This window comes from Cryobacterium gelidum, from assembly GCF_004403985.1.
Classification (GTDB): Bacteria; Actinomycetota; Actinomycetes; order Actinomycetales; family Microbacteriaceae; genus Cryobacterium; species Cryobacterium gelidum.
Map to the genome: position 1 here is coordinate 1 of NZ_SOHL01000014.1, position 24072 is coordinate 24072.

The window sequence follows — 24072 nt, forward strand, 5'->3', positions numbered from 1 at the left end:
GAGAACATGTTGTAGATGGTGTCGTACTGGGTCTGGGTCAGGGAGTCAGGTATCAAGTTGTCCTCTGCTGTTCACGAGCATTCGCCGAAATGACGGGGATCAAACGAAAATTAATAGCTAACTTGGTTATGTTTCTCAACGTACTCCGGCAGACGAGAGTTTGCCAGCTAATTCGAGACGGATTCCTAGAAATGCTGGTCAGCTTTGGGTTTCTCGGGGTGATTGTGTTCATCACCCGATCGGCACCCTGCACGGGATTTAAGGCGCGTCGGCACGGATGACGCCTGCCGGGGACGTGGGTTTCGTGTATCGCACTTCGATATTTTCGGGCGTTAGAATCATCCGGTGATCATTGCACTTGCTGGTATCTCCCCGGAAGCCGTTGTCGATCAACACCTGTCGCACCTCGTGAGTGATGGCATCAGGGCGAGTCCCAACATCCGCGGTGGCCAAACGGCGGCGGATACTGCGCTCGACGCGTTCGATGTGGCACGGTTCGCCGCGACGCGCAACCAAGTGCTTCCGGAATCAGGTCGCGGAGCCTCCCGGTTGTCGCCCTACATTCGCCACGGGTTACTTCCGTTACCGGAGGTCTGGAACGCAGTGGCAGCAGGTCCGGCTTCGGATGTGTCCAAATTCCGCGACGAATTGCTCTGGCAGGAGTATGCGAGACATTTATATGCTCGAGTCGGCATGCATCTTCACCGCAATTTGCGGTTCGATGTTGCATGGTCGGGGGATTTTGCGCCAGCGGCCTGGCCGCGCGAAATGGCCTGCATTGACTGGGCACTCGCGAGTTTGGAAACGGACGGCTGGCTGGTGAACCAGTCTCGTATGTGGCTCGCCTCGCAGTATGCGGTGCGATCCGGAGCGGGATGGGTAGCCGGGCAGGAGTATTTTCATCGCCACCTGCTAGATGGTTCTCGCGCTGCCAACCTGCTCGGATGGCAATGGACGGTTGGTGCGGGCTCGAGCAAACCCTACGGATTCGCACGTTGGCAGGTCGAGAAACGCGCGCCCCAATTGTGTGCGGCTTGCCCCCTCAACCGCAACTGCCCGATTCAAAACTTTCCTCCCGACCTGGATCTGCACCCCGTTTCGAATCCGACTCCGCTGCTCGCGCGAGACGACGATCTTGCAACCACCCGCGGTCCCACCACGGTCGTCCAGCGCACCACGCCACAATCGGTCTTGCTCACCGTCGAATCGCTTGGCGATGCGGATCCAGCTCTTCTCGCGCATCCACAGCTACCGGCCGTCTTTATCTTCGACGAACCGGCCCTTGCAAAACTTCAGCTTTCCAGCAAACGGCTGGTATTTTTCGTCGAGACACTCCAGGACTTGGCGATGCGCCGTGAGGTGATCGTGCATCTCGGAGACCCGAGACAGATCGCTCCAGACCTCCGCGCCGCGATCACCTGGGCGCCGGTCCCGAGCTTTGAAAAATACTCCGGGACCGCCGCGGAGCTTCATCCGTGGCCTTGGCTTCGCCAACCACATGCCGGCTCTGTCCAGAGTTTTTCGGCGTGGCGCAAGAATCTTACGCAGCCGAAATAGTCCGGACTTGTTTCACTAACCGGCGTGCCCGCGCCGACGCCTGAATCACCAAGGCTGATTCCTTGCTCAGTTGCTCAGTTGCTCAGTTGCTCAGCGGCTCAGCGGCTCAGCGGCTCAGCGGCATACTTAGACTCGCCGCGGGCCAACGCTTGGTTTTGAGAGGCTGAGTCGTACTGTCGCCTACCGGGGCAGTCCGGCCAGGTTGCATCTGTCGGAGGCCGCGCGCTTAGTTGCCTTTGCGTGGCGTCAGCTTGCGAAGGGCACTGGCCTTATGCGCGGCTTCCGCATCCGTCTTGTCAGATTTCACGATAAACGCCGGCTCCTCTTTCGAGGCGTGGAACGCTTGGCCCGCGAAATCAAAGTCGCTCGTCTTCTTCTCGATTACTTCTCCCTGAGTTCGCCCCTGAGATGTCGCCCAACTCACCCGGTCACCTTTGCTGAAGTCCGTCATCCTCGAAGCATACGGACGGAAGCGGATGTGGGCTAGCAGGGTGGGGTTGGTCTTGCCCAGGATCGGCCAGGCACGGTGGGAACGAAGCCGCCGCGCGGGATCGTACTTCGTGCTCACGCGGGTGACGGGATGGCCGTGCGAGGTGCACGAGTCTAAATAGAGAACTCATCACACTGGTCAGCCACAACTTCGAGGACTACCGTTGCTTTTCCACCCGCTAATGAACGTCCGTGGCTAGACCACGTAGTCGTTGACGCAGTCAGGCCCAACGCTCATGACGTATCCGATGAAGAGAAGGTAAGAATGACCGATGACAGCGGCACCCAGGACGAACCGATCCAAGATCAACATACCCAACCGGATGACGCCAAGGTGGCGGGGATCCTGGTGCAGCAGGAGGCTGATCTGGCCGGTCATGACGAGGCGCACGTCTTGAGCGCTCTGCGTCAGCGTTTTACTGACGTCGGAATACACGTCAGCGAGGACACCCTTCAAGATCATGCACAGCGCATCGCCAGCCTTGAACCGAATAGGTTCTCGAAAAAGTAGACAAATGTCTCAAAACAACGTTCAAAAACGCAAAGACCGTAGCTAGAGCTCGGCGAGCGAAGCCGAGGCCGAGGCCGAGGCCCAAGCGAAGCAGGCTCAGTTCGTACCACAATCGATCGATGCGGACGCCGCTGACGACGTCAAGGTGGCCCCGGGGACCGGCGGACCGGACGGTCCCGGAGACGTGGATATGGACGGGTCGGCATCAACTCGCCCCCGTACGGTGAAACCGAACCGCCTGACTGAGGCCGATCCCCCGGTGCGTTGTCACCGGGTCTGCATCATCTAGCCGGCGCTGGCCCCAATCACTGACCTGATCACGTTCGGCATTGCACGGCAATACCATTCGGAAAGGCGTCGTCGCGAGAGAGGAAGAACAGTTCGGTGGCATGAGGTTTCGCACGGCATTTTTTGGATGGCTGACCGCCACCGGAGCCGCGGTACTCCTGACAGCGCTCGTTGCCGGAGCCGGCGCAGCCGTCGGGCTTGGAACACAGGCCGACCCCAACCGGTCCGCTGATATGGCGGCCGAGAACGCGTCGGCTGTCGGCCTCATTGGAGCCATCGCCCTGATCGTCGTCGTTTTCGTCTCGTATCTGTGCGGCGGCTACGTAGCCGGCCGGATGGCGCGGTTCAGCGGCGCAAAGCAGGGCATCGCGCCTGGCTGTGGGCGCTGATCATCGCAGTGGTCCTGGCCGTCGTGACAGCCATCGCCGGTAGCCAGTTCAACATTCTCGCCAACCTGAACAGCTTCCCGCGCATCCCGATGAACGAAGGCGAACTCGCCTTGAGCGGCGTTATCACGGCGGTCGCGATCGCAAACGTCAGCCTGGGCGGTGCCGTCCTGGGTGGCATCGCGGGGATGCGATTTCATCGCAAGGTCGACAAGGCTGGCTTCGGGCGTTGAACAGCGGCACCCCCCGTTACCTTGTTTGTAACCTCGGATGGTGTGAGTATCTGACGGAGTTGGCCTGTCGGGTCCGGCATGATTGTTGCCCCCAGTCGTTGATGATCCGGGGGGTGTTGTCACCGGACTCGATTGGCGTCGGGTGATCGCTGATAGGGGCTCGACTAGGCGTAAAGCGTTCGGGGCTCAGCCGAGCGAAATACCCCGGGAACTCATGAACGGTACCGGCGCAACCGGGGCTCCGCCGACACGGACCTCGAAGTGCGCGTGGCAACCCGACGAAGCCCCCGTCGATCCGACGAGGGCGATGGTGGCGCCAGCGGCAACCTGCTCGCCCGTGCTGACGAGGAGCTCGCTGTTGTGCGCGTAACCGGTTTGGATCCCATTGCCATGATCGATCAGAACCCAGTTGCCGTAACTTCCCTGGAAGCCAGACTCGACGACAGTTCCCGCTTGGGCGGATTGAACGGGCTGACCACACGGTGCGGCTATATCGGCACCCGAGTGGAATGGCTTAACACCGGCGACTGGCGCATTGGGGCGCTCTCCGAAAGGAGAGCTGAGGCGGCCCGATACCGGGAGCGTCCAGCCGTCGCCCGTTACTGCGGCAACATTGGTGGCGGCGGCCTGCACGTGCGCGACGGGCTTGGGCTCCGGTTTCGGGGCAGCAGCGGAGGTGTAGCCATCTCGCTGGACTGTGAGCGGTGCAGCCGAACCGACCTGCAGGCTCTGGACGGGCCTGGAAATGGATGAGGTCTGTCCTGGTGCGGACGACGCGTCCGCGACCACCGCGTAAGCCGGTACGGAACCACTAACGGCGAGGACGGCAACGAAAGCCATAGCGACCGGACCGATTACGTAGCGCTGCATCGACGTCCTCACCCTGCCCACGGTTGAAAGCGAGGCGTCACGAAGGCCGGCTGGTGGCGCCCCATCGGTGCGGCCAGTTAAGGGCGCCCGCCGGCGCACGGCGAACAGATTTTGGATGGGACGCATACTTCAACTCTCGTTATCGCGGCGGAGCGCGGGGCGGTAGAACACTTCACCGGAGGCGTTTCAGCCGGGACAGGGCCCGGGGAAACGGCACTTACCGGTGAGAAAGAGCCCTAAATTGCGACAAGGAGATCGTCATGACGCCAAGTGCAGAAGCGTCGAGGTTATCTCAGAAACCTGAGTGCGCGGTGTCTACGAGCAGGCGCGCTCAACCCGGGCAGGAACCGGGCGAGGGGTCGAGCTTTGCCATGGTCGCCACCAGGCCCGAGTATTCGTTTTCAACGCCCATTGCGAGGGGACTGAATGTATCTTCATTTGGTGCCAGAGGCGCAGGGTCGTAAAAGCCCAAAAAGGCCCTTCACCAGGTGGTGAAGGGCCTTCGTGGGTTCTGCTACTTCGCGAGGAAGGCGAGTACGTGCCGGTTCCACTCGTCCTTATGTGAGACGGTGAGACCGTGGGGGGCGCCTTCGATCACCACGAGTTCGCTGCCGGAGACGGCCGCGTGAGTGCGCTTGCCACTGACCTCGAACGGCACGATGATGTCGGAATCACCGTGTATCACCAGGGTCGGCACGGTGATTTTCGTCAGGTCGTCGCGGAAGTCCGTCGTGGCGAATGCGGTCGTGCTGTCGACCGTGCCCTTCGGCGACGCCATTTCGGCGATATCAAGGTTGTAAGCAATCTGCTCCGAGCTGACCTTCGGCTTGTTCAGCAGCGACGGCTTACCCGCGGTGAAGAACATCTGAACAAATTCGTGCAGGAATGCCGGCCGGTCCCCGGTCAACCCGTCGTGGAACCACTGGGCCAATGCGGCATCCACGCCGCCATCTGGGTTGTCATCCGATTTCCACAGGTATGGTGGCACTGCGCTGGCGAAGACGAGCTTCGCGACGCGATCTGTACCGTACGTGCCCACGTAACGGGCAACCTCACCGCCACCCATTGAGAATCCGATCAGAGTGACGTCCCGTAGGTCCAGGGTGTCGACAACAGCCTTCAGGTCGGCGGCGAAGGTATCATATTCGTACCCATTCCACGGCTGCGACGACTGGCCGAACCCGCGACGATCGTACGTGATCACCCGGTAGCCGGCGTCGACCAGCGCGGGCACCTGACCCTCCCAGGACCGGCTGCTCAGGGGCCAGCCATGGATCAGGACGACGGGCTTCCCGGCGCCGACATCTTCATAGTGCAGTTCCACGTCGGGATCGTTCTGACCGGGGACGGTGATGAAGGGCATGTTCTCTCCTCGTGATCGGAATGGTTCGTTTGAGTTGACCAGAATGCTGACTTAGAGGTAATCGGGTTTCACTGGAAGAACGCTGAACGACAAGGGAACAGCGATGTTCCACCGTTCTCGCGGTCCGTGACTACGCAGACGGTCACCACGTGTCACTTAGTCTCGGGCGTCCTTGACTGCTTGCAGCGGCGATCAGCACCCGGCGTTGGTTTTGTCCTGGTCCAGTTGCAGTACGAGAACGATGTTCTGCACGGTGGCGGCGTTCGGATCGTAGCCGACAGGGCGGTAGCAGCTCACGAGCACCAAGCGGTTCGGGATCGCGTCGGTGAGTTCGTCGTTGTACTTGTACTCAGCCTTAGCCAGCTTGAGGGCCTTCTGTTCGACGTAGCAGAGCCGGCCGTTGGCCGTATCGATGCTCGCTACCGCTCCGGAGGGCACGTCCTGGAGGCCGTTGAACACGGCCTCGTTGACCGAGGAATGACCGTAGAGGTAGAGCGTGTTCGTCGCATCCGTTCCGGCCAAACCGCCAGGAATGGTGGTGTCCCAGGAAATGGTGGTGAGCTCGGGGGGATCGAATCCGCCCAGTTCGTCGATCATCGTCTGGGTGTATTCGAAGACGGGTCCGTCGATTCCGATCGAGGGCACCCGGAGACGAAGCGGCGCGGATGCGCTGATAGCGACGTCAGGAACGGCCGCGGGCGACGCCGATCTTTCCGGGGCCGGCCGCTGGGTCGCGCTCGTCGGCTGGACCGTCGGGGCAGACACCTGCCCGGCCGGGTGAAGGACGATCCACCCGACGAATACGGCGCAGAGCAGCGCCGCTCCGCCGCCAAGCAGCGCTCGTCTAGCGACGAGCACCGATCCGGCGCACGGCAACGGCCGCAACCAGCAGCCCAGCCAGCATCAACAGGCCGACCACGAGGAGGAGAAGGGACGTGTCGCCACTGGCGGCAACGTGGGTGAAGCCGTCGGTCCTGGAATCATGGAGAGTATTTTTCGCGACCGGCGTCGCCGTCGCGACAGGTGCTCCCGCAACCGGTGTCGCCGTCGCGATCGGTGCTGTTGCGGAGGCGAGGGCGATGTTCGTCAGGGAGGCGGTGCAGGTCACGAGAGATCCGCCACCGTTGGCCGTGTCGTTGCACTGGTTGATGGAAACCGGCAGCTGCGCGCTCATCGTGGACGGTGTAACGCTGCAGATTACCCGCGCAGCAGCGCCGCCACCGTTGACTGACCCGTTGCACTGCGTGATTGTCGCGCCCGTCGTGTTGGCCGGGAACGGATTGCAATCGAGAGTCGGTTGGGTGCCTTCCGCGCCGGACCCGTTGCACTGGTTGACCGTTGCTCCGGTGAGGGTGGTCGACGCCACCCCGGTGATGTTGTTGGTGACGAAAACGTTGCAGACCACGCTGGCACCTCCGCCGTTCGCGGCGTTGTTGCACTGGTTCACCGACGTGGTGAGCGAGTCGTAGGAGGTCGTAACCGGCGCCGTGCAGATCGGGGCCGTATTCGCAGCCGCGTGACATTCTGTGACGGTCACAACGGAACTCGCCACTCCCGTAGTCGTGTTGAGGTTGTTGATGACGGTGACGTCACAGTTCAGTCCCAGACCACCGGTGTTGTCGGCGCCATTGCACTGCGTGATCGATTCAGCGGCGGAAGCAGACCCGCTCGAAGGAGCGAGGGTCAACCCGAGAATGGCGATGACGAGCGCTGCGGCCAGGGTGAAGACTCGCATTAACGTGGCGGTGAAACGAGGTGCGCCGATACGGGCAGGCTTAGTTATGGCCGTATTCACAACTCTCCTCAAGGTAGGTTTCGAGGCTATCACGTGGCTCCCCAAACGGGGCCAGCGCGAGCCCGCGCAGTAGGCCGGTCAACAATCACTCTTCGGCGTTTTCGATGCGCCACACGGACGATTCAGGCCGCGCCGGATATCCGACCCGGTCACCGTCGCCCCGTTAGGGTACTGCCCGTGGCCGGCGGAGCCGGGGTCGGGCCAGTGCCCGACGATCAATAGGGCGCCCGCCGGCAGCAGCCCCGGGGCGGCGCCTCAAGCGCATGCGGCCGGGTCAGGCACGGTTGTGACGGATAGCTACCGCACCGCCCGGAAGGCATAAAAATACGGCCGGACCTGCGTGAACAGGGCCGACCGCATCCGTTGTGAAATTTAGCGTTTGCGCTTTTCGCGCACCCGCATGCTGAGGTTGATCGGGCTTCCTTCGAAGCCGTAGATCTCGCGCAGGCGACGCTGGATGTAACGACGGTAGCCCGGGTCGAGGAACCCGGTGGTGAACACCACGAACGTCGGCGGACGGCTCGAAGCCTGCGTGCCGAACAGGATGCGCGGCTGCTTACCGCTGCGCACGGGGTGCGGATGCGCGGCAGCGAGCTCGGCCAGGAAGGCGTTGAACTTGCCGGTGGCGATGCGGGTGTCCCACGACTCGAGCGCAAGCTCGAGGGCCGGAACCAGCTTCTCCATGTGGCGACCGGTCTTGGCCGAGATGTTCACCCGCGGGGCCCAGGCAACGTGGGCCAGGTCCTGCTCGATCTCACGCTCCAGGTAGCGGCGACGGTCGTCGTCGATCTGGTCCCACTTGTTGAAGGCGAGCACGAGCGCACGGCCCGATTCGATGACCAGGTCGATCACCCGCACGTCCTGCTCGCTGATGACCTCGGTCACGTCGAGCAGTACAACGGCCACCTCGGCCTTTTCAAGGGCGGCGCTGGTGCGCAGCGAGGCGTAGAAGTCGGCGCCCTGCGAGAGGTGCACACGACGACGGATACCGGCGGTGTCGACGAAACGCCAGACCTTGCCGCCGAGTTCGACCTGCTCGTCGACCGGGTCGCGGGTGGTGCCGGCGAGCTCGTTGACAACGACGCGCTCCTCCCCCACAACCTTGTTGAGCAGGCTGGACTTGCCGACATTTGGGCGGCCGAGGATGGCCACGCGGCGCGGGCCGCCGACCTCCTGCTTGGCAACATTGGAGATTTCGGGCAGCACGAGCAGGATCGCGTCGAGCAGGTCGGCAACACCACGACCGTGCAGGGCGGAGACCGGCCACGGCTGGCCAAGGCCGAGCGACCACAAGCTGGCCGCTTCGGGCTCCTGACGCACGTCGTCGACCTTGTTGGCGATCAAAAAGACGGGCTTGCCGCTTTTACGCAGCATGCGCACGACGGCCTCATCGGTCGAGGTCGGGCCCACGTTGGAGTCGACGACGAACATGACGAGGTCAGAGAGGTCGATGGCGATCTCGGCCTGAGCGGCGACGGAAGCGTCGATACCCTTGGCGTCGGGCTCCCAGCCACCGGTGTCGACGAGGCTGAACTTGCGTTCGTGCCATTCGCCCTTATACGCCACGCGGTCCCGCGTGACCCCGGGGGTGTCCTCGACGACGGCCTCACGGCGGCCGAGGATGCGGTTGACCAGCGCCGACTTGCCCACGTTGGGGCGGCCGACGATCGCGATCACCGGAACGGCCGGCAGGTACTGAATGGCGTCGGGGTCGTCGGTGACGGCCTGCAGTACGTCGAGGTCTTCCTCGTCGAGATCGTAGTCGTCGAGTCCGGTGCGCAGCGCGGCGGAGCGCCGGGTGGCCAGTTCCTCGTCGAGGTTGGCAAGTCGTTCCGCCAGCTCGGTGTCGAGCACTGAGCTCGTGTCGTCGTATTCGTTACTCATTAAAAGCCCGCTTCGTGCGTGTGTGTATGACGTCGATGACCGCTTCAATGGTCTGCTCGAAGTCGAGATGGGTGGAGTCGACGGTTATCACACCGTCTGCAGCGCTCATGAAATCGACAACCTGTGAGTCAGCGCGATCACGCGATCGCAGCTGTTCTGCCACGGTTTCAGCCGATTGGGTCGTTATTTCCGCAGAGCGTCTAGTCATTCTAGCCTCCTCGGATGCTGTGAGTAGGATGCGCACCTCGGCCTCGGGGGCGACGATGGTCGTAATGTCGCGTCCTTCGACCACCACACCGGGCCGATCGACGTTGGCGGCGAGGCTCCGGAACAGCTCGGTGAGCGCCTGGCGCACCGCGGGAACGCGGGCCACAGCACTGACCGCGGCGCTGACCTCCGGTGAGCGGATAGCGTCGGTCACGTCGGCCTGGCCCACCGTGACGAAGTATTCGTCCGGGTCGGTACCGATCGAATAGTCGAAGTCTTTGAGGAGCGCGGTCACGGCATCCGCTTGTGCCGCATCAGAAAGCGCAGTCTCATCGATGTTTCGGTCGAGTACCAGCCAGGCCAGCGCCCGGTAGGCGGCGCCGGTATCGAGGTAGGCGAAACCGAGGCGGCGCGCAACCGCACGGCTCACGCTCGACTTGCCGCTGCCGGCCGGACCATCGATGGCGACCAGGATGGGGAAGGAGTGACGTGCCATGCTTTAACCAGCAATCCGCCAGCCGCGGTCGGCCAGCTCTTCGGTGAGGCGAGTGACGGCCTCGGGCAGTACAGAGATTTCGGCGAGACCGATTTGAGCGCCCGGCGAGTGTTCCAAGCGTAAGTCTTCGAGGTTAACGCCGAGTTCACCGATGTCGTTGAGCAGGCGGGCGATCTGGCCGGGCTGGTCGTTGACCATGACCACCATCGAGGAAAATCGGCGGTCCTGCCCGTGTTTGCCGGGCAACCGGGCCACCCCGGCGTTGCCGCCAGCGAGCTCCTCGGCGACCTGACGCTGCGCGCCAGGCTTGGCCGGGTCTTCGAGAGCGTCGATGAACCGGTCGAGGTCGTCGCGGTAGGCCACCAGCACATCGCGAACAGGGCCGGCGTTGGCGCCGAGAATCTGCACCCACAGATCGGGGTCACTCGCCGCAACGCGGGTCACATCGCGCAGGCCCTGCCCGGCCAGGTTGAGTGAGGAGTGGGCAGCGCCAGTGAGTCGACGAGCCATCAGGGTGGAGATGACCTGCGGCACGTGCGAGACCAGCGCGACGCCGAGGTCGTGCTCCTCGGGAGTCATCTCGACCACAATCGCGCCGAGGTCGAGAATGAGGTCGTCGAGCGGTCCAGCCTGCTGATAGCTGATCGCGTCGTGCGCGGCCACAACCCAGGGGCGACCGATGAACAGGTCGGCGCGGCCGGAGAGCGGGCCGCCCTTCTCCCGACCAGCGAGCGGATGCGAGCCGATGTAGCGGCTGATATCGGCTCCACGCTGGCGCAGCTCAGCGAGCGGCGCCAGCTTGACGCTCGCGACATCCGTCACGATCGCGCCCGGGTAGGCCTCGAGTTCGCGGGCGACGATCTCGGCGGTGACATCGGGAGGCACACAGACCACGATGAGTTGCGGTTGGTCGCCGGGCTGCGCAGCGCGGCCGGCACCATAGTCGATGGCGATGCGCAGGTTGGTCGGTGACGCGTCGGCGAGGATCGTCTCGATCTTGCGATTGCGCAGGCCGAGGCCCATGCTGGTTCCGAGCAGGCCGACGCCGACGATGCGCACCGGGCCGACGAGGCGGCTTTCAGCCATGGTTGTGTCCCCTATCTGAGGTCGCTGGTTCGTTAGTTGGCGTCGGGCCGCGCGCTGGGCGCCTGGCGGGACACGGTGAGCAGCTGGCCGAGTTCTTCGCGGGTGAGTTCCCGCACGGCGCCCTGCTGCAGGGTTCCCAGGTTGAGCGGCCCGAACTGGCGCCGCACGAGGTCAACCACGGGGTGACCGACGGCGTCGAGCATCCGTCGCACGATGCGGTTGCGACCGGAGTGCAGGGTGAGCTCGACCATGCTGTGCCCACCGCCGGGAGGGCTCGTGAGGATGCGTGCCTTGTCGGCGTGGATGGGGCCGTCGTCGAGTTCGATGCCGCTTTGCAGCTGGCCGATGGTCTGCGGCGAGACGCGGCCTTCGACCTTGGCGATGTAGGTCTTGGAGACGCCGAAGGAAGGGTGGGCGAGCACGTGCGCGAGGTCACCGTCGTTGGTGAGAATGAGCAGGCCGCTGGTCTGGGCGTCGAGCCGGCCCACGTTGAACAACCGTTCGTCGAACTGGTCGGTGAATTCGCGCAGGTCAGGGCGGCCGCCCTCGTCCTGCATCGAGGACACGACGCCGACCGGCTTGTTGAGCATGAGGTAACGGCGGGTGGTGTCGAGTTGCACGGCGATATTGTCGACGGCGACCTGGTCGGTTTCAGGGTGCACGCGGCGGCCGAGCTCGGTGACGACCTTGCCGTTCACGCGCACGCGGCCCGAGGTGATGAGGTCTTCAGAGACCCGACGGCTGGCGACGCCGGCAGAGGCGAGCACCTTCTGCAGGCGCACGCCGTCGGCCGCGGCCTCTGGATTGAAGTTGGGGTCGCGGGGGGCGTTGTCGTGGGGCATGTTGTCCTGGGTCAAAGCAGATCCTCGAATCCGTCGGTGCCGCCGTCGAGCAGCGGCGATAGGTGGGGTAACTCGTCGAGCGAGTTGATTCCGAGCTGGGTGAGCAGCAAGTCTGTGGTGGCGTAGTTGATCGCGCCGGTTTCACTGTCGGTGAACGTTTCGATCACGAGGCCGCGACCGAGCAGGGTGCGCACGACGGAGTCGACGTTGACGGCGCGGATGCTCGCGACCTGGCCGCGACTGATCGGCTGTTTGTAGGCGATCACGGCGAGGGTCTCCAGGGCTGCCTGGCTGAGCCGGCTCGGATTCTGGGTGAGCACGAAGTCGGTCACAAGTTCGTCGTGCGTGGCGCGCACGTAGATGCGCCAGCCGCCGGCGACCTCGCGCAGTTCAAAACCGCGGCGAATGGTTCGGGTACCGTCCGGGCCCGCGACGCCGTTGAAATCGGCCACGAGCCGCGCAACGGATGCCGCCACGTCGGATATCGGCCGCCCAACGGCGGTCGCGAGGTGCACGAGGCCCTGTGGTTCGTCGGCGACCATGAGCACGGCCTCGAGCTGGCGGTCGAGGCCGTGAGCTTCGAGGGATACGGATGCTGCGGCATCCGTTTTCGAAGCGCTGAGGCGCGTATCGGTGGTTGGTTCTTGAAGTGTCAGGTGGTTAATGGTCATAGTCGGCTCCCAGTGTGGCGAGATTTTCATCGGTCCAGGCCTGCCCATTGAGAGACTCGGTGCTCCACCGCAGGATGAGTTCGCCGAGTGGCTCGATTTGGTCGAAGGAGAGTGCCCCGTGGCGGTACAGCTCGAGCACCGCGAGAAAGCGCGCGATGATGACGCCCTTCAGATCAGCGCCGGCGATGAGCGCCCGGAACGAGATCGGCTCCCCCGACTGGAGCATGGCGACGACATAGGCGGCCTGTTCGCGGATGCTGACCAGCGGCGCGTGCAGGTGGTCGAGGCCCACAACGGGCAGCTCCCGCGGCGCCAGGGCGACGGCGGCCAGAGCGGCGAAGTCCGCGAGCGAGAGCGTCCAGACCAGCTCGGGGGTCTTCTGACGGTACTTCTCCTCGAGGCGCACCGAACGCACGTGGCGGCGGGTCTCGATGTCGAGCTGGCCGTTGAACCAACGCGCGGCTTCTTTGAAGGCGCGATACTGCAGCAGGCGGGCGAACAGCAGGTCGCGGGCTTCGAGCAGGGCCACGTCTTCGGCGTCGACGAGTTCGCCCTGCGGCAGCAGTCCGGACACTTTGAGGTCGAGCAGCGTCGCGGCGACGACCAGGAACTCGGTGGCCTGGTCGAGTTCTTGGTCCGGCTCGAGGCCGCGCAGGTAGGAGATGAACTCGTCGGTGACCTGGCTGAGCGAGACCTCGGTGATGTCGAGTTCGTGCCGGGTGATCAGTTTCAACAGCAGGTCGAACGGGCCCTCGAAGTTGCCGAGGGCGACCGAAAACGCGGGCTTCTCGGCCGCGCTAGGCGACTGCGCCACGGTGGATCAGTTCGCGGGCCACCTGCAAGTACGCCTTCGCTGCAGCGTGCTCGGGCGCGAAGTCGGTGATGGGCACCCCGGCCACGCTCGCGTCGGGAAATTTCACGGTGCGGCCGATGACGGTCTCCAGCACGCTGTGGCCGAAGGCGTCGACGACGCGCTCGAGCACCTCGCGGGAGTGCAGGGTGCGCGAGTCGTACATGGTCGCGAGAATGCCATCGAGTTCGATGGCCGGGTTGAGTCGGTCGCGCACCTTGTCGATGGTTTCAATGAGCAGAGCGACGCCGCGCAACGCGAAGAATTCGCACTCGAGCGGAATCAGCACGCCGTGGCTGGCGGTAAGCGCGTTCACGGTGAGAATGCCGAGCGAGGGCTGGCAGTCGATGAGGATGACGTCATAGTCGCCCGAGACCTTGCGCAGCACACGAGTGAGAATCTGCTCGCGGGCGACCTCGTTGACCAGGTGCACCTCGGCGGCGGACAGGTCGATGTTGGCCGGAATGACGTCGAGTCCCTCGACCGACGTCGGCTGAATCGCCTCTTTCGGGTCGACCTTGCCGTTGAGCAGCAGATCGTAAATGGTCGTGACGTCGTGCGTGGGTACGCCGAGGCCGGCCGACAGTGCACCCTGGGGGTCGAAGTCGATGGCGAGTACCCGGCGCCCGTACCTGGCCAGGGCTGCGCCGAGGTTGATGGTCGTCGTGGTCTTACCGACGCCACCCTTCTGGTTGCAGAGGGAAATGATGCGGGCGGGACCGTGGCTTTTCAGCGGCTCCGGTTCGGCGAACTCGTGTTTTTCGCGCCCCGTCGGACCTACCGGTATCTCCTCGAAACCGGGAAGCGAAATTCGTTCGCTCAACTTACGCGTCACTGGCCCGTCCTTGATTCGTCCTGCACCCATCACTTGGTTGATTCTAGCGAGTGGAACGCCTGGTCGCTTGGAGGATCGCCGCGCGGGCCGGTCTCTGGTGGCTGCGAGGCACCGGTTCTCTCATTCCGCCTCCACCACGGGTGCGCCCAGCGGTCAACGGGCCCGCGGGTGGGCAGTGGTGTACATGTCGCGGAGGGTGTCGATGGTGACGAGGGTGTAGATCTGGGTGGTTGCGACCGAGGAATGACCCAGAAGCTCCTGCACGACACGCACGTCGGCGCCGCCGGCGAGCAGGTGCGTGGCAAAGGAGTGTCGCAGGGTGTGCGGCGACACGGGTACCGTGAGCCCGGCGCGTTCGGCGGCGGCACGAATGATCAGCCAGGCGTTCTGTCGGCTGACTCGTTGTCCGCGCAGGCCGAGGAACAGGGCCGGCGTCGACCGTCCACGCGCCGACAGCATCGGCCGGGCCCGCACGAGGTAGTCCGAGACGGCGGTGCGCGCAAAGCTGCCGACCGGCACGATGCGCTGCTTGTCGCCCTTGCCGGTGAGGCGCACCGAGTCGAAGCCCTCCACGAGCACGTCGTCGACGTTGAGGTTGACCACCTCGCTCACCCGGGCGCCGGTGGCGTAGAGCAGTTCGAGCAGGGCCCTATCGCGCAGCCGCTGCACGTCGTCGCCGTCGGTGGCGGCGAGCAGCGCGGTGACCTGTTCGATCGAGATCGCCTTGGGCAGGCGCAGGGCGAGCTTGGGAGGTTTGGTATCGTGCGCGACGTCCGCTTCAACCAGGCCCTCATCGAGCAGAAAGCTGTGGAAGCCGCGCACGGTTGAAAGGATGCGGGCGATCGACGCCGCCGTCAACGGTGATGTCGAACGCAGGCCGAGGTACTGCACGAACGCCGAAATGTGCCCTCGGGTGACTGCGCGCAGATCGGTGATCGGTCGCGGCGGAGCACCGGCGGCAATCGTGGCGGCCGTGTCTGTCTCCGGTTCGGCTACCAGCCAGGCCGTATACAGGCCGAGATCCCGGCGGTAGGCGGCGACGGTGTTGCCGGCGAGGCCACGTTCGACCGCCACGTGCCGCAGATAGGAATGCACCGCCGTAGCCACGGGCGCCGCGATCGACATGCTCAGGCCAGCGTTCTCAGGCCGTAGTGTTCCGATTACGCGGATGCCGCGGCCACGGCAGGTCCGCCGGCGCGAGTGCGCTCCACCCGCGCGAACGGGCCACTTGAGCGGCCAGAATGCTCAAGATGAGAATCGGATTGGCAATGCGCCGTGCCATCACGGCGTCGACGCACTCGTCGAGCGAGACCCAGCGCAGCTCGATGTCGGCTTCCTCCTCGGTGCGCTCGAACGCTGCGACCGCGGAGACGCCCCGGGCAAGGTAGACGCGAATGGCTTCGTTGCTGCCGCCGGGCGAGGTGTAGAACTCGGTGAGCAGCGACCACTCGGAGGCGACGACATCCGCTTCTTCGGCCAGCTCGCGCTGGGCACCGACGACGGCGTTCTCACCGGTCACGTCGAGCAGCCCGGCCGGTATCTCCCAGCCACGCAGGCCGGTCGGGTGCCGATACTGCTTGATCAGGAGCACCCGGTCGCGCTCGTCGAGGGCGAGCACGGCGACTGCGCCGGGGTGGTCGATATATTCGCGGGTGATACTCGCGCCGTTGTAGCCGAACGAGTCACGACGCACGTTCCAGATGGCACCGTCGTAGACTACGTCGCTCGCGGTTACGTGGACCGGTACAACGTCATCCTGCAGCAAATCTTCAAGCACTGAGTTCTTCTTTCACCTCGAACAACCGGCTGGCCTCCTGGCGCTCGAGCGCGGCCTTGATCAGACCGCGAAACAGCGGATGCGCGTGGTTCGGCCGCGACCGCAGCTCCGGGTGCGCCTGCGTGCCGACGTAGAACGGGTGCTCGTCGCGCTTGAGTTCGACGTACTCGACCAGGTGACGGTCAGGCGAGGTGCCGGAGAACCACAGACCGGCCAGGGCGATCTGGTCGCGGAAAGCGTTGTTGACCTCGTAGCGGTGGCGGTGACGTTCGGAGGCCTCATTGGCGCCGTACAATTCGGCAACGAGGGAACCTTCGGCGAGGCTGGCCGGGTAGAGGCCGAGGCGCATGGTTCCGCCGAGGTCGCCGCCGGCGATGATCTCCACCTGCTCTTCCATGGTCGCGATGACCGGAAACTCGGTTTCCGGGTCGAACTCGCTGGAGGAGGCTCCCGGCAGGTTGGCCTTGTTGCGGGCGTATTCGATGACCATGCACTGCAGGCCGAGGCACAGGCCGAGCACGGGGATGCCGTTTTCCCGGGCGAATTTGAGAGCACCGAGCTTGCCCTCGATGCCGCGGATACCGAAGCCACCCGGCACGCAGATGCCGTCGAGCTCACCAAGCAGCCGCGCGGCTCCCTCGTCGGTTTCGCAATCGTCTGAGCCGATCCAGACGATTCTGACCCTGCTCTGATTGGCGAATCCGCCGGCTCGCAGCGCCTCGGTGACCGAGAGGTAGGCATCCGGCAGGTCGATGTACTTGCCGACCAGGCCGATGGTGACCTCGTGCTTGGGGTGGCGCACGGCCTCGAGCAGGTTCTTCCAGCCGGTCCAGTCGACCGTGTCCGCGGTGAGGCCGAGGGCGGTGACGATGTACTTGTCGAGGCCCTGGTCGTGCAGCATGGTCGGGATCTCGTAGATTGAGGCGACGTCGACGGCGTTGACGACGGCGTCTTCGTCAACGTCGCACATGAGCGCGATTTTGCGCTTGTTCGACTCGGAGACGGGCCGATCGCTGCGCAACACGAGGGCGTCGGGCTGGATTCCAATCGAGCGCAGGGTGGCGACGGAGTGCTGAGTGGGCTTGGTCTTCTGTTCGCCGGCTGCACCGAGGAACGGCACGAGCGAGACGTGCACGAAGAACACGTTGCCGCGGCCGAGTTCGTGGCGCACCTGGCGGGCGGCCTCGAGGAATGGCTGGGATTCGATGTCACCCACGGTGCCGCCAACCTCGGTGATGATCACGTCGGGGCGCACCTCGTCGCTGGCCTGCAGGCGCATGCGACGCTTGATCTCATCGGTGATGTGCGGAATGACCTGCACCGTGTCGCCGAGGTACTCGCCACGGCGTTCCTTGGCGATGACCTGCGAGTAGATCTGCCCGGTCGTCACATTGGCCGACTGGCCGAGGTTGATGTCGAGAAAGCGTTCGTAGTGCCCGATGTCGAGGTCGGTTTCGGCGCCGTCGTCCGTGACGAAGACCTCACCGTGCTGGAACGGATTCATCGTTCCCGGATCGACGTTGAGGTAGGGGTCGAGCTTCTGCATGACAACCCGCAGGCCGCGTGCCGTGAGAAGGTTTCCGAGGCTGGCCGCCGTCAAGCCCTTACCGAGCGAGGAGACCACACCCCCGGTCACGAAAATGTGCTTCACGGTGCCGCTGGAATTGCTCGAGCCGTCTGATCGCGTGTTGTCTGAACCGCGTGTAATTATATTTTCCACCACGGGCTTCAATGCTATCACCTGAATTTGGTCGCTTACTTGTGAGACGGAGGAGTGGCGGGCTGCGCAAGGTCGAGCAGTTCTCTGGCATGTGCGAGGCCGCTCTTCGAGTCGGGCAACCCCGAAAGCAGGCGAGCCATTTCGGCGGCACGGTCGTCGCCGCGCAGCTGGCGCACGCTGGAGGCGGTGACCGATCCGTCGCTGTCTTTGACGACGCTGAGGTGGTTGCCGGCGAACGCGGCGACCTGGGCGAGGTGGGTGACCACGATCACCTGGGCGGTTTCGGCGAGTCGGGCCAGCCGTCGACCGATTTCAATCGCCGCGGCTCCGCCCACGCCGGCGTCGATCTCATCGAAGATGAAGGTGGGCACCGGGTCGGTCGCGTTGATGACGACCTCGATAGCGAGCATCACTCGGGACAGTTCCCCGCCGGATGCCCCGCGCGCGAGCGCTCTCGGCTCAGCACCGGCGTGCGGCTGGAGCAGCAGGCGCACGAGGTCGCAGCCGGTGACGGTGAATTCCGCACCGGGTTCGACCTGCACATGGAGGACGGCGTCCGGCATCGCGAGCGCGCCAAGCTCGGCGGTCACCCGGGCACCGAGTTGCACGGCTGCCGCTGCGCGTAACGCGCTGAGGGCGGCGGCGAGGCCGGTGACCAGCTCATGGTCGGCATCCGCTGCGGCAGTGAGCTGGTTGATACGGTCAGAGTCGGAGTCGAGCTCGAGCAGACGCGTACTGCCGGTTTCCTGAAACTCGATGGCTTCCTCGAGGCCGCCCGGATATTTGCGGGCCAGAATGCTCAGTTCGGCACGGCGTTCCTGCACGATTTCGAGCTCGCGCGCACCATCGGCGTCGAGGCCGGCCAGGTAGCTCGAGAGTTCGGCGGCGATGTCGGCAACGACGAAACCAGCGTTGGCGATGGCGGTAACGAGCGGCGGCAGGGTCACATCGTGGGCGGCGACCCGGTCGAGGGCGCGCCGAGCGGTTTCGAGCAGGGCGACGACGTCGGGCAGATCGTCGGGGTTGTCTTCGGCCGAGATGAGCTGGCGGGCCTGTTCGCCGGCCAGACGCAGCTCTTCGAGGTTGCCGAGGCGTTCGGCGCGGTCACCCAGCTCGGCGTCCTCGCCGGGTTGCGGGGCGACGGTTTCAATCTCGATCAGCGCGGCACGCAGGTCGTCGGCCTCGCGGGCGCGCAGGTCTTGTTCGATGACGAGCCGGTCCAGGTCTGCCTGGTTGGTCTGCCAGCGGTGGAAGGCATGCTGGTAGTCGCCGAGTACGGCGGCGAGTTCGCCGCCGGCGAAGCGATCAAGGGCGTCGCGCTGGGCGGCGGCGGAACGCAGGCGCACCTGGTCGCTCTGCCCGTGCACGACGACGAGGTCATTGCGCAGGTCGCCGAGCACGCTCGCCGGAGCTCCGCGTCCGCCGACGACGGCGCGGCTGCGCCCTTCGCTCGAGACGGAACGTCCGAGAATGAGCTCGGGGCCGTCGAGGTCTCCCCCGGCGTCGCGTACCCGCTCGGCGACGGCACCGGCCGGGTCGATGACCCAGCGACCCTGGACGAAACTCTGCGGCTGGCCCTGGCGCACGGTGCCAGCATCCGCTCGGTCGCCGAGCAGCAGTCCGAGCGCGGTGACCACCATGGTTTTACCGGCGCCGGTTTCACCGGTGACGGCGGTGAACCCCGGGCCGAGCGGCAGCGTCGCCTCGGCGATGACGCCGAGGTCGCGAATGAACAGCTCGTCGATCACTCGCGGCCGACCGGGCCGCGCCAGCCGGTGACCGGCAGGTTGAACTTGTTAACCAGACGGTCGGTGAAGGGGCCGATGTGCAGGCGGGCCAATCGCACCGGAACATCCGAGCGGCGAACGATCACGCGGGCGCCGCCTGAAAGGTCCTGGGTGCGGCGGCCGTCGGCGCAGAGCACCGCACGGGCACCGGTGCGGGATAGAACCTCCACTGCCAGCGACGATTCCGGGCCGACCACGAGCGGCCGGGCGAACAGGGCGTGCGCGCTGAGCGGTACCAGCAGCAGCGCTTCGACCCCGGGCCAGACGATGGGGCCGCCGGCCGAGAACGAGTACGCGGTCGAGCCGGTCGGGGTGGAAAACACGACGCCATCGCAGCCAAATGACGATAGTGGACGGCCGTCGACCTCGACGACAACCTCGATCATGCGTTCGCGGCTGGCCTTTTCGACGGTGACCTCATTCAGCGCCCAGGTTTCGTAGACCACCTCGTCGGCGACCTTGACCCGCACAGACAGGGCGAGTCGTTCTTCGACCTCATAGTCGCCCTTGAGGGCGCGGCGCACCGCCTCACCGAGGTCGTCCCGCTCGCTCTCGGCGAGAAAACCGACGTGGCCGAGATTGATACCGAGCAGCGGGGCCGAACAACCACGTACGAGTTCGGCCGAACGCAGAATGGTGCCATCACCGCCGAGCACGATGACAAGTTCAAGCTCGGACATGCGCACCGTGTCACCGAGAATCGCGATATGGCCGTTCAGCTCCGGACAGGCAGCCAGAAGGTCGGCGCGTTCATCGCTGGCGAGCACCGGCACGGCCCCGGCGGCCAGAAGCTGCTTACAGACCGTCGAGGCGGCTTCGACAGAGTCGGTGCGGCCCGTATGGGCCACGATCAGAAAGTACCGCGGGGTCTCGCTCAATTCGTCACGCCCCCACCATGGTTTCGATCCGGTCCATCCATTCTGTCGGATTTGATCCGGCCGTGGCACTCATCCAGCACAGATACTCGTGATTCCCGGCCGCCCCAATGATGGGCGAGGCGATGACGCCGCAGGTTTTCAAGCCGAGGTCCCAGCCGGCCCAGAGTACACCGGCCACGGAATCGGAGCGCAGTCCCTTGTCGTGCACGATGCCCTCACGAATGCCGCCGCGGCCTACCTCGAACTGCGGTTTGATCAAAAGCACGAAGTCGGCGCCCGCCGCGGCTGTGGCCACGAGAGCCGGTAACACGGTGGTCAGCGAGATGAACGACAGGTCGGCCACGACGAGGTCGGGTCGGGTGTCGATTCCGGATGCACCGGCAAGGGTTTTCGGGGTTGCATAGCGGATGTTGTAACCCTCGACCAGCTTCAGCCGCGACTCGGTCTTCAATTGCGCGGCGAGCTGATCGTGGCCGACATCGGCGGCGATCACCTGGGCAGCGCCGCGTTCGAGTAGCACCTGGCTGAAACCGCCGGTGCTCGCGCCGGCATCGAGCGCTGTGCGACCGGTGACGATGAGAGTGAAGGCGTCAAGGGCGGCGTTGAGCTTGTGGGCACCGCGGCTGACGTAGTGGTCGGTCGCGGCCACCTCGAGAACGGCGTCCGCTGAGACTTTGGTGCTGGCCTTCACGACCGGGAGGCCATCCACCGTGACGAGGCCGTCGGCAATGAGTTTCGCAGCTACGGTTCGGGAGCGAACCAGCCCGCGGTCGGCCAGGGCGGCGTCGAGACGGGAGTCGGGCATCCGTTCTGGTAGCCCGTCAAGCGGGTTGGTGTCGGTCAGGTGCTCAGGCATAGGTGCCTCCGTCTCATGGTCATGGGGGTCTCATCGCCGGTCATGCCCGGCCCGCCGGGTCGGTATCAACGTCTTCGAGTTGTTCGCGCAGCCGCTCGTGGAGCTGTGTGAACGTTTCGGCACGCTGCTCGAGCGGCCGGGTCTCGATGTCGGCCAGTTGCGCGGCGAGATCAACCGGGTCTGGTTCGGGCATGACGGGCTCGGGGTTCACACTGTCTAGGCTACTGCGCGAGATACAGTCGCTCCGGAACGTTGAGCCCGTAGATCGCCCGCCCGGATCGATAGATCGCGGCGCAAGCGGCGCGCAGCAGGTTGATTCCGCCGTCGCCGTCTTTAATGATTTGCACGTCGTTGCCGGTGATGCGCACGCTCGCGCCGTTCACCGTGGCGGTCGACCCGTCCTTGGAAAACACGGTCTCCGGGTACGGTTCGTGCAGCTGTTGCAGGTTCTCGATGATGAAGGTCGGCCGGGACTCCTTATCGGCGGCGAGGGCCTGTTTGGCCCGGTCGATGCCGGTGAGCACGAGCACGGCCGGGATTCCGGCTCGATTGGCGCCCAAAATGTCGGTGTCGAGTCGGTCACCGATGAAGAGCGCATTCTGCGCATTGAATCGCCGGGTGGCCTCCAGAAAGATGGCTGCTTCGGGTTTGCCCGCAACGAGGGGAAGTCGACCAACGGCCGTGTGCACGGCGGAAACAAGCGTGCCGTTGCCGGGAGCAATCCCGCGGGCGACCGGAATGGTCCAGTCGGTATTGGTGGCGATCCACGGGATACCCGTACCCACACCGTCGGCGTTGAGTGCGAACGCCGCTTCGGCGAGATGCACCCAGCCGATCTCTGGCGCGAAGCCCTGAATCACAGCGGCCGGCTTGTCGTCGGCCGATCGGGTCACGACGAACCCGGCCTTGACGACCTCGTCGACGAGCCCGTCGCCACCAATAACGAGGATGCTGGCGCCGGGTTCCACATGCTCTGCCAGCAACCGAACGGCCGCCTGGGGCGAGGTGACAACGTCCGCTGCTGCCACACTCAGCCCGAGCTGGGTGAGGTGGTCGGCGACTGACTGGTCGGTGCGGGAAGCGTTGTTGGTGATGTAGCCCACCCGAATGGTCTCAGCGGCACGGTTCAGGCTCTGGACGGCCAAAGGAATAGCCGCCGAGCCCTTGTACACAACACCGTCAAGATCCGCCAGCAATACGTCAACGCCGGCCAGCGGCGTCGCCCACTCAGGCTTTCGGCGATGCAACATCCGGCTCGCTCTCGTCATCAGTTTCAGCTGTGTCGACAGCTTCAGCGACGATGTCGTCGGCGTCGTCGACAACTTCGTCGTGGTTGTCATCGTCGTCGTCGTCATCTCCGGCGTCTGCGGCGAAGGACGCGAGGGCGTCGTCGTCGTCGTCTTCCATCTCTTCGATTTCGATGGTTTCGTCATCTGCACCGGAAGCCCCGAGGGCGGCGTCGGCGCGCGAGGCACGTTCCAGCCACACGTCGGCTTCATCCTCGCGGCCAAGTTCGCTGAGCACCTCCGCATATGCGGCGAACAACTCGGGGCTGTACGAGAAGGCGGTATTGGGGTTGAGATGCGGAATTTCGAGTTCGACGAGCGCAGCGTCCGCTTCCCCGAGGTCCAGGCGAGCACCCGACATGGCGATCGCCAGGCCCACCTGGACGGATGGGGAGAGTGTGGAGCGATCGACCGAACGGCCCAGCTCGAGGGCGCGGTCGGGGCGGCCGACGCCGCGTTCGCTGTCGACCATGAGGGGAAGTTGGTCGTTCGAGCCGGAGATTCGACGGTAAGTGCGCAGTTCCCGCAGGGCCAGGGCGAAGTCACCAGTGGCATACGCGGTGATCGCGAGGCTTTCGCGCACCACACCGATCCGGCCAGCCCGGCGGGCGGCGCTCATCACGTGCCGGTGGGCGAGCTGGGGGTCCTCGTCGATGACGCGGGCGGCCATGGCCAGGTGGCGGCCGACGGTCTCGGCGTTTTCCTTGGTCAGCGTCTTGAGCTCGTTGCGGGCAATGCGGTCGAGGTCGTTGGCCGAGATGTCGTCGGGAAGTTCCGGGTCATCGTGGCGCGGACGCACCGAACGCAGCTCACGCTGCATGCGCTGCTCCTCGGTCATCTCCTCTTCGACGACGCGGGCATCGCGGTCGTTACGGGCCGGGGCGCCGTCGCGGGTCCACAGCTTTTTGCCGGCATCCACGCGAGGGGCGCCAGCACGGTTCGGCGAACCCCCGCGCTGGGTCCACGGCTTGCTGTCGTTGTCGGAGCGGGGCCGATCGCTGCTGGGCCGATCGCTGCGCTCGGGCCGTGCGCCATCCTTGGCCCACGGCTTGCGGTCCCCGCCCTGAGCGGGACGATCCGAGTTGCCGCGGTACGGCGGACGTTCACCCTGAGCGGGACGATCCGAGTTGCCCCGGTACGGCGGACGCTCACCCTGAGCGGGACGATCCGAGTTGCCCCGGTACGGCGGACGCTCACCCTGAGCGGGACGATCAGAGTTGCCCCGGTACGGCGGACGCTCACCCTGAGCGGGACGATCAGAATTACCGCGATACGGGGGACGTTCACCCTGAGCGGGACGATCCGAGTTGCCACGGTACGGCGCGCGGTCATTGCCACCGGAAGGACGATCCGAGTTGCCCCGGTACGGGGGACGTTCACCCTGAGCGGGACGATCCGAGTTGCC

General features: G+C 64.9%; 25 protein-coding genes. 4 read left to right on the forward strand and 21 right to left on the reverse strand.

What is annotated here, in order from left to right:
• Positions 1–345: 345 nt before the first annotated feature.
• Positions 346–1557 carry an FAD-binding domain-containing protein gene (locus E3T50_RS08340; RefSeq protein ID WP_198417971.1) on the forward strand — a complete coding sequence of 404 codons (1212 nt, stop codon included), beginning with the start codon at positions 346–348 and terminating at the stop codon, positions 1555–1557.
• A 226-nt stretch (positions 1558–1783) separates the two neighbouring features.
• Here the strand turns inward: E3T50_RS08340 and E3T50_RS08345 are convergent, their stop codons facing one another.
• The gene (locus tag E3T50_RS08345) at positions 1784–2125 is read right to left on the reverse strand and encodes a hypervirulence associated TUDOR domain-containing protein (protein ID WP_420898724.1); all 342 of its coding nucleotides are present in this window, start codon (positions 2123–2125) and stop codon (positions 1784–1786) included.
• 186 nt (positions 2126–2311) lie between these two features.
• Here E3T50_RS08345 and E3T50_RS08350 point away from each other — a divergent pair, with 186 nt between their 5' ends.
• The 3 genes from E3T50_RS08350 to E3T50_RS16830 all read left to right on the forward strand — a co-directional run bounded on the left by E3T50_RS08350 (position 2312) and on the right by E3T50_RS16830 (position 3464).
• On the forward strand, positions 2312–2557 hold the full coding sequence (locus tag E3T50_RS08350; RefSeq protein ID WP_134551430.1) for a hypothetical protein: 246 nt from the start codon (positions 2312–2314) through the stop codon (positions 2555–2557).
• A 389-nt stretch (positions 2558–2946) separates the two neighbouring features.
• Positions 2947–3234 carry a hypothetical protein gene (locus E3T50_RS16825; RefSeq protein ID WP_134551431.1) on the forward strand — a complete coding sequence of 96 codons (288 nt, stop codon included), beginning with the start codon at positions 2947–2949 and terminating at the stop codon, positions 3232–3234.
• 23 nt (positions 3235–3257) lie between these two features.
• Complete coding sequence (locus E3T50_RS16830) at positions 3258–3464, forward strand: hypothetical protein (protein ID WP_134551432.1); 207 nt, start codon at positions 3258–3260, stop codon at positions 3462–3464.
• A gap of 186 nt (positions 3465–3650) precedes the next feature.
• Here E3T50_RS16830 and E3T50_RS08365 read toward each other — a convergent pair whose 3' ends face one another.
• From E3T50_RS08365 to E3T50_RS16600, 20 genes are all read right to left on the reverse strand, one after another.
• Positions 3651–4334 (reverse strand): M23 family metallopeptidase, encoded by a 684-nt coding sequence (locus E3T50_RS08365; protein ID WP_166784242.1) that lies wholly within the window; start codon positions 4332–4334, stop codon positions 3651–3653.
• Positions 4335–4848: 514 nt separating this feature from the next.
• The gene (locus E3T50_RS08370) at positions 4849–5697 is read right to left on the reverse strand and encodes an alpha/beta fold hydrolase (RefSeq protein WP_134551434.1); all 849 of its coding nucleotides are present in this window, start codon (positions 5695–5697) and stop codon (positions 4849–4851) included.
• Positions 5698–5889: 192 nt separating this feature from the next.
• Entirely contained in the window at positions 5890–6555 is a 666-nt protein-coding gene (locus tag E3T50_RS08375; protein ID WP_166784243.1) for a sortase family protein, read from the reverse strand.
• Positions 6542–7432, reverse strand: a complete 891-nt coding sequence (locus E3T50_RS08380; protein ID WP_134551436.1) for a hypothetical protein — start codon at positions 7430–7432, stop codon at positions 6542–6544. Before E3T50_RS08380 ends, E3T50_RS08375 begins: the two co-directional genes overlap by 14 nt.
• A gap of 432 nt (positions 7433–7864) precedes the next feature.
• Complete coding sequence (gene der, locus E3T50_RS08385; protein ID WP_134459496.1) at positions 7865–9376, reverse strand: ribosome biogenesis GTPase Der; 1512 nt, start codon at positions 9374–9376, stop codon at positions 7865–7867.
• Entirely contained in the window at positions 9369–10079 is a 711-nt protein-coding gene (gene cmk, locus E3T50_RS08390; protein WP_134551437.1) for a (d)CMP kinase, read from the reverse strand. The genes der and cmk overlap by 8 nt, the downstream gene beginning before the upstream one ends.
• A gap of 3 nt (positions 10080–10082) precedes the next feature.
• The gene (locus tag E3T50_RS08395) at positions 10083–11165 is read right to left on the reverse strand and encodes a prephenate dehydrogenase (protein ID WP_134459490.1); all 1083 of its coding nucleotides are present in this window, start codon (positions 11163–11165) and stop codon (positions 10083–10085) included.
• A 32-nt stretch (positions 11166–11197) separates the two neighbouring features.
• Complete coding sequence (locus tag E3T50_RS08400; RefSeq protein WP_134459730.1) at positions 11198–12007, reverse strand: pseudouridine synthase; 810 nt, start codon at positions 12005–12007, stop codon at positions 11198–11200.
• Between the two features lie 11 nt (positions 12008–12018).
• On the reverse strand, positions 12019–12678 hold the full coding sequence (gene scpB / locus E3T50_RS08405) for an SMC-Scp complex subunit ScpB (protein WP_134551438.1): 660 nt from the start codon (positions 12676–12678) through the stop codon (positions 12019–12021).
• A complete protein-coding gene (locus tag E3T50_RS08410) occupies positions 12668–13492 on the reverse strand; it encodes a segregation and condensation protein A (protein WP_134551439.1) in 825 nt (274 codons plus the stop codon). The genes scpB and E3T50_RS08410 overlap by 11 nt, the downstream gene beginning before the upstream one ends.
• Complete coding sequence (locus E3T50_RS08415; protein ID WP_241978288.1) at positions 13476–14363, reverse strand: ParA family protein; 888 nt, start codon at positions 14361–14363, stop codon at positions 13476–13478. Before E3T50_RS08415 ends, E3T50_RS08410 begins: the two co-directional genes overlap by 17 nt.
• A 153-nt stretch (positions 14364–14516) precedes the next feature.
• Complete coding sequence (locus E3T50_RS08420) at positions 14517–15488, reverse strand: site-specific tyrosine recombinase XerD (RefSeq protein ID WP_134551440.1); 972 nt, start codon at positions 15486–15488, stop codon at positions 14517–14519.
• Between the two features lie 16 nt (positions 15489–15504).
• Entirely contained in the window at positions 15505–16140 is a 636-nt protein-coding gene (locus E3T50_RS08425) for an NUDIX domain-containing protein (RefSeq protein WP_134551441.1), read from the reverse strand.
• Positions 16133–17791, reverse strand: a complete 1659-nt coding sequence (locus tag E3T50_RS08430) for a CTP synthase (protein ID WP_241990833.1) — start codon at positions 17789–17791, stop codon at positions 16133–16135. Before E3T50_RS08430 ends, E3T50_RS08425 begins: the two co-directional genes overlap by 8 nt.
• Before the next feature lie 104 nt (positions 17792–17895).
• Positions 17896–19608: a DNA repair protein RecN gene (gene recN / locus E3T50_RS08435; protein ID WP_134551442.1), complete on the reverse strand. Its 1713-nt coding sequence runs from the start codon at positions 19606–19608 to the stop codon at positions 17896–17898.
• The gene (locus E3T50_RS08440) at positions 19605–20525 is read right to left on the reverse strand and encodes an NAD kinase (RefSeq protein ID WP_134551443.1); all 921 of its coding nucleotides are present in this window, start codon (positions 20523–20525) and stop codon (positions 19605–19607) included. Before E3T50_RS08440 ends, recN begins: the two co-directional genes overlap by 4 nt.
• Before the next feature lie 4 nt (positions 20526–20529).
• Positions 20530–21381 (reverse strand): TlyA family RNA methyltransferase, encoded by an 852-nt coding sequence (locus E3T50_RS08445; protein ID WP_277612661.1) that lies wholly within the window; start codon positions 21379–21381, stop codon positions 20530–20532.
• A gap of 40 nt (positions 21382–21421) precedes the next feature.
• Positions 21422–21592: a hypothetical protein gene (locus E3T50_RS16200; RefSeq protein WP_166784241.1), complete on the reverse strand. Its 171-nt coding sequence runs from the start codon at positions 21590–21592 to the stop codon at positions 21422–21424.
• A 10-nt stretch (positions 21593–21602) separates the two neighbouring features.
• The gene (locus tag E3T50_RS08450) at positions 21603–22631 is read right to left on the reverse strand and encodes an HAD-IIA family hydrolase (protein WP_241990834.1); all 1029 of its coding nucleotides are present in this window, start codon (positions 22629–22631) and stop codon (positions 21603–21605) included.
• Positions 22609–23586, reverse strand: a complete 978-nt coding sequence (locus E3T50_RS16600; RefSeq protein ID WP_241990835.1) for a hypothetical protein — start codon at positions 23584–23586, stop codon at positions 22609–22611. Before E3T50_RS16600 ends, E3T50_RS08450 begins: the two co-directional genes overlap by 23 nt.
• Positions 23587–24072 lie beyond the last annotated feature (486 nt).

Excerpts from the sequence above, each read along its gene's own strand:
- E3T50_RS08350 (WP_134551430.1), top strand. The coding sequence starts at position 2,312 with ATGACCGATGACAGCGGCACCCAGGACGAACCGATCCAAGATCAACAT.
- E3T50_RS16825 (WP_134551431.1), top strand. The coding sequence starts at position 2,947 with ATGAGGTTTCGCACGGCATTTTTTGGATGGCTGACCGCCACCGGAGCC.
- E3T50_RS08365 (WP_166784242.1), bottom strand. The coding sequence starts at position 4,334 with ATGCAGCGCTACGTAATCGGTCCGGTCGCTATGGCTTTCGTTGCCGTC.
- E3T50_RS08370 (WP_134551434.1), bottom strand. The coding sequence starts at position 5,697 with ATGCCCTTCATCACCGTCCCCGGTCAGAACGATCCCGACGTGGAACTG.
- E3T50_RS08380 (WP_134551436.1), bottom strand. The coding sequence starts at position 7,432 with ATGCGAGTCTTCACCCTGGCCGCAGCGCTCGTCATCGCCATTCTCGGG.
- der (WP_134459496.1), bottom strand. The coding sequence starts at position 9,376 with ATGAGTAACGAATACGACGACACGAGCTCAGTGCTCGACACCGAGCTG.
- cmk (WP_134551437.1), bottom strand. The coding sequence starts at position 10,079 with ATGGCACGTCACTCCTTCCCCATCCTGGTCGCCATCGATGGTCCGGCC.
- E3T50_RS08395 (WP_134459490.1), bottom strand. The coding sequence starts at position 11,165 with ATGGCTGAAAGCCGCCTCGTCGGCCCGGTGCGCATCGTCGGCGTCGGC.
- E3T50_RS08400 (WP_134459730.1), bottom strand. The coding sequence starts at position 12,007 with ATGCCCCACGACAACGCCCCCCGCGACCCCAACTTCAATCCAGAGGCC.
- scpB (WP_134551438.1), bottom strand. The coding sequence starts at position 12,678 with ATGACCATTAACCACCTGACACTTCAAGAACCAACCACCGATACGCGC.
- E3T50_RS08420 (WP_134551440.1), bottom strand. The coding sequence starts at position 15,488 with ATGTCGATCGCGGCGCCCGTGGCTACGGCGGTGCATTCCTATCTGCGG.
- E3T50_RS08445 (WP_277612661.1), bottom strand. The coding sequence starts at position 21,381 with ATGCCTGAGCACCTGACCGACACCAACCCGCTTGACGGGCTACCAGAA.
- E3T50_RS08450 (WP_241990834.1), bottom strand. The coding sequence starts at position 22,631 with ATGTTGCATCGCCGAAAGCCTGAGTGGGCGACGCCGCTGGCCGGCGTT.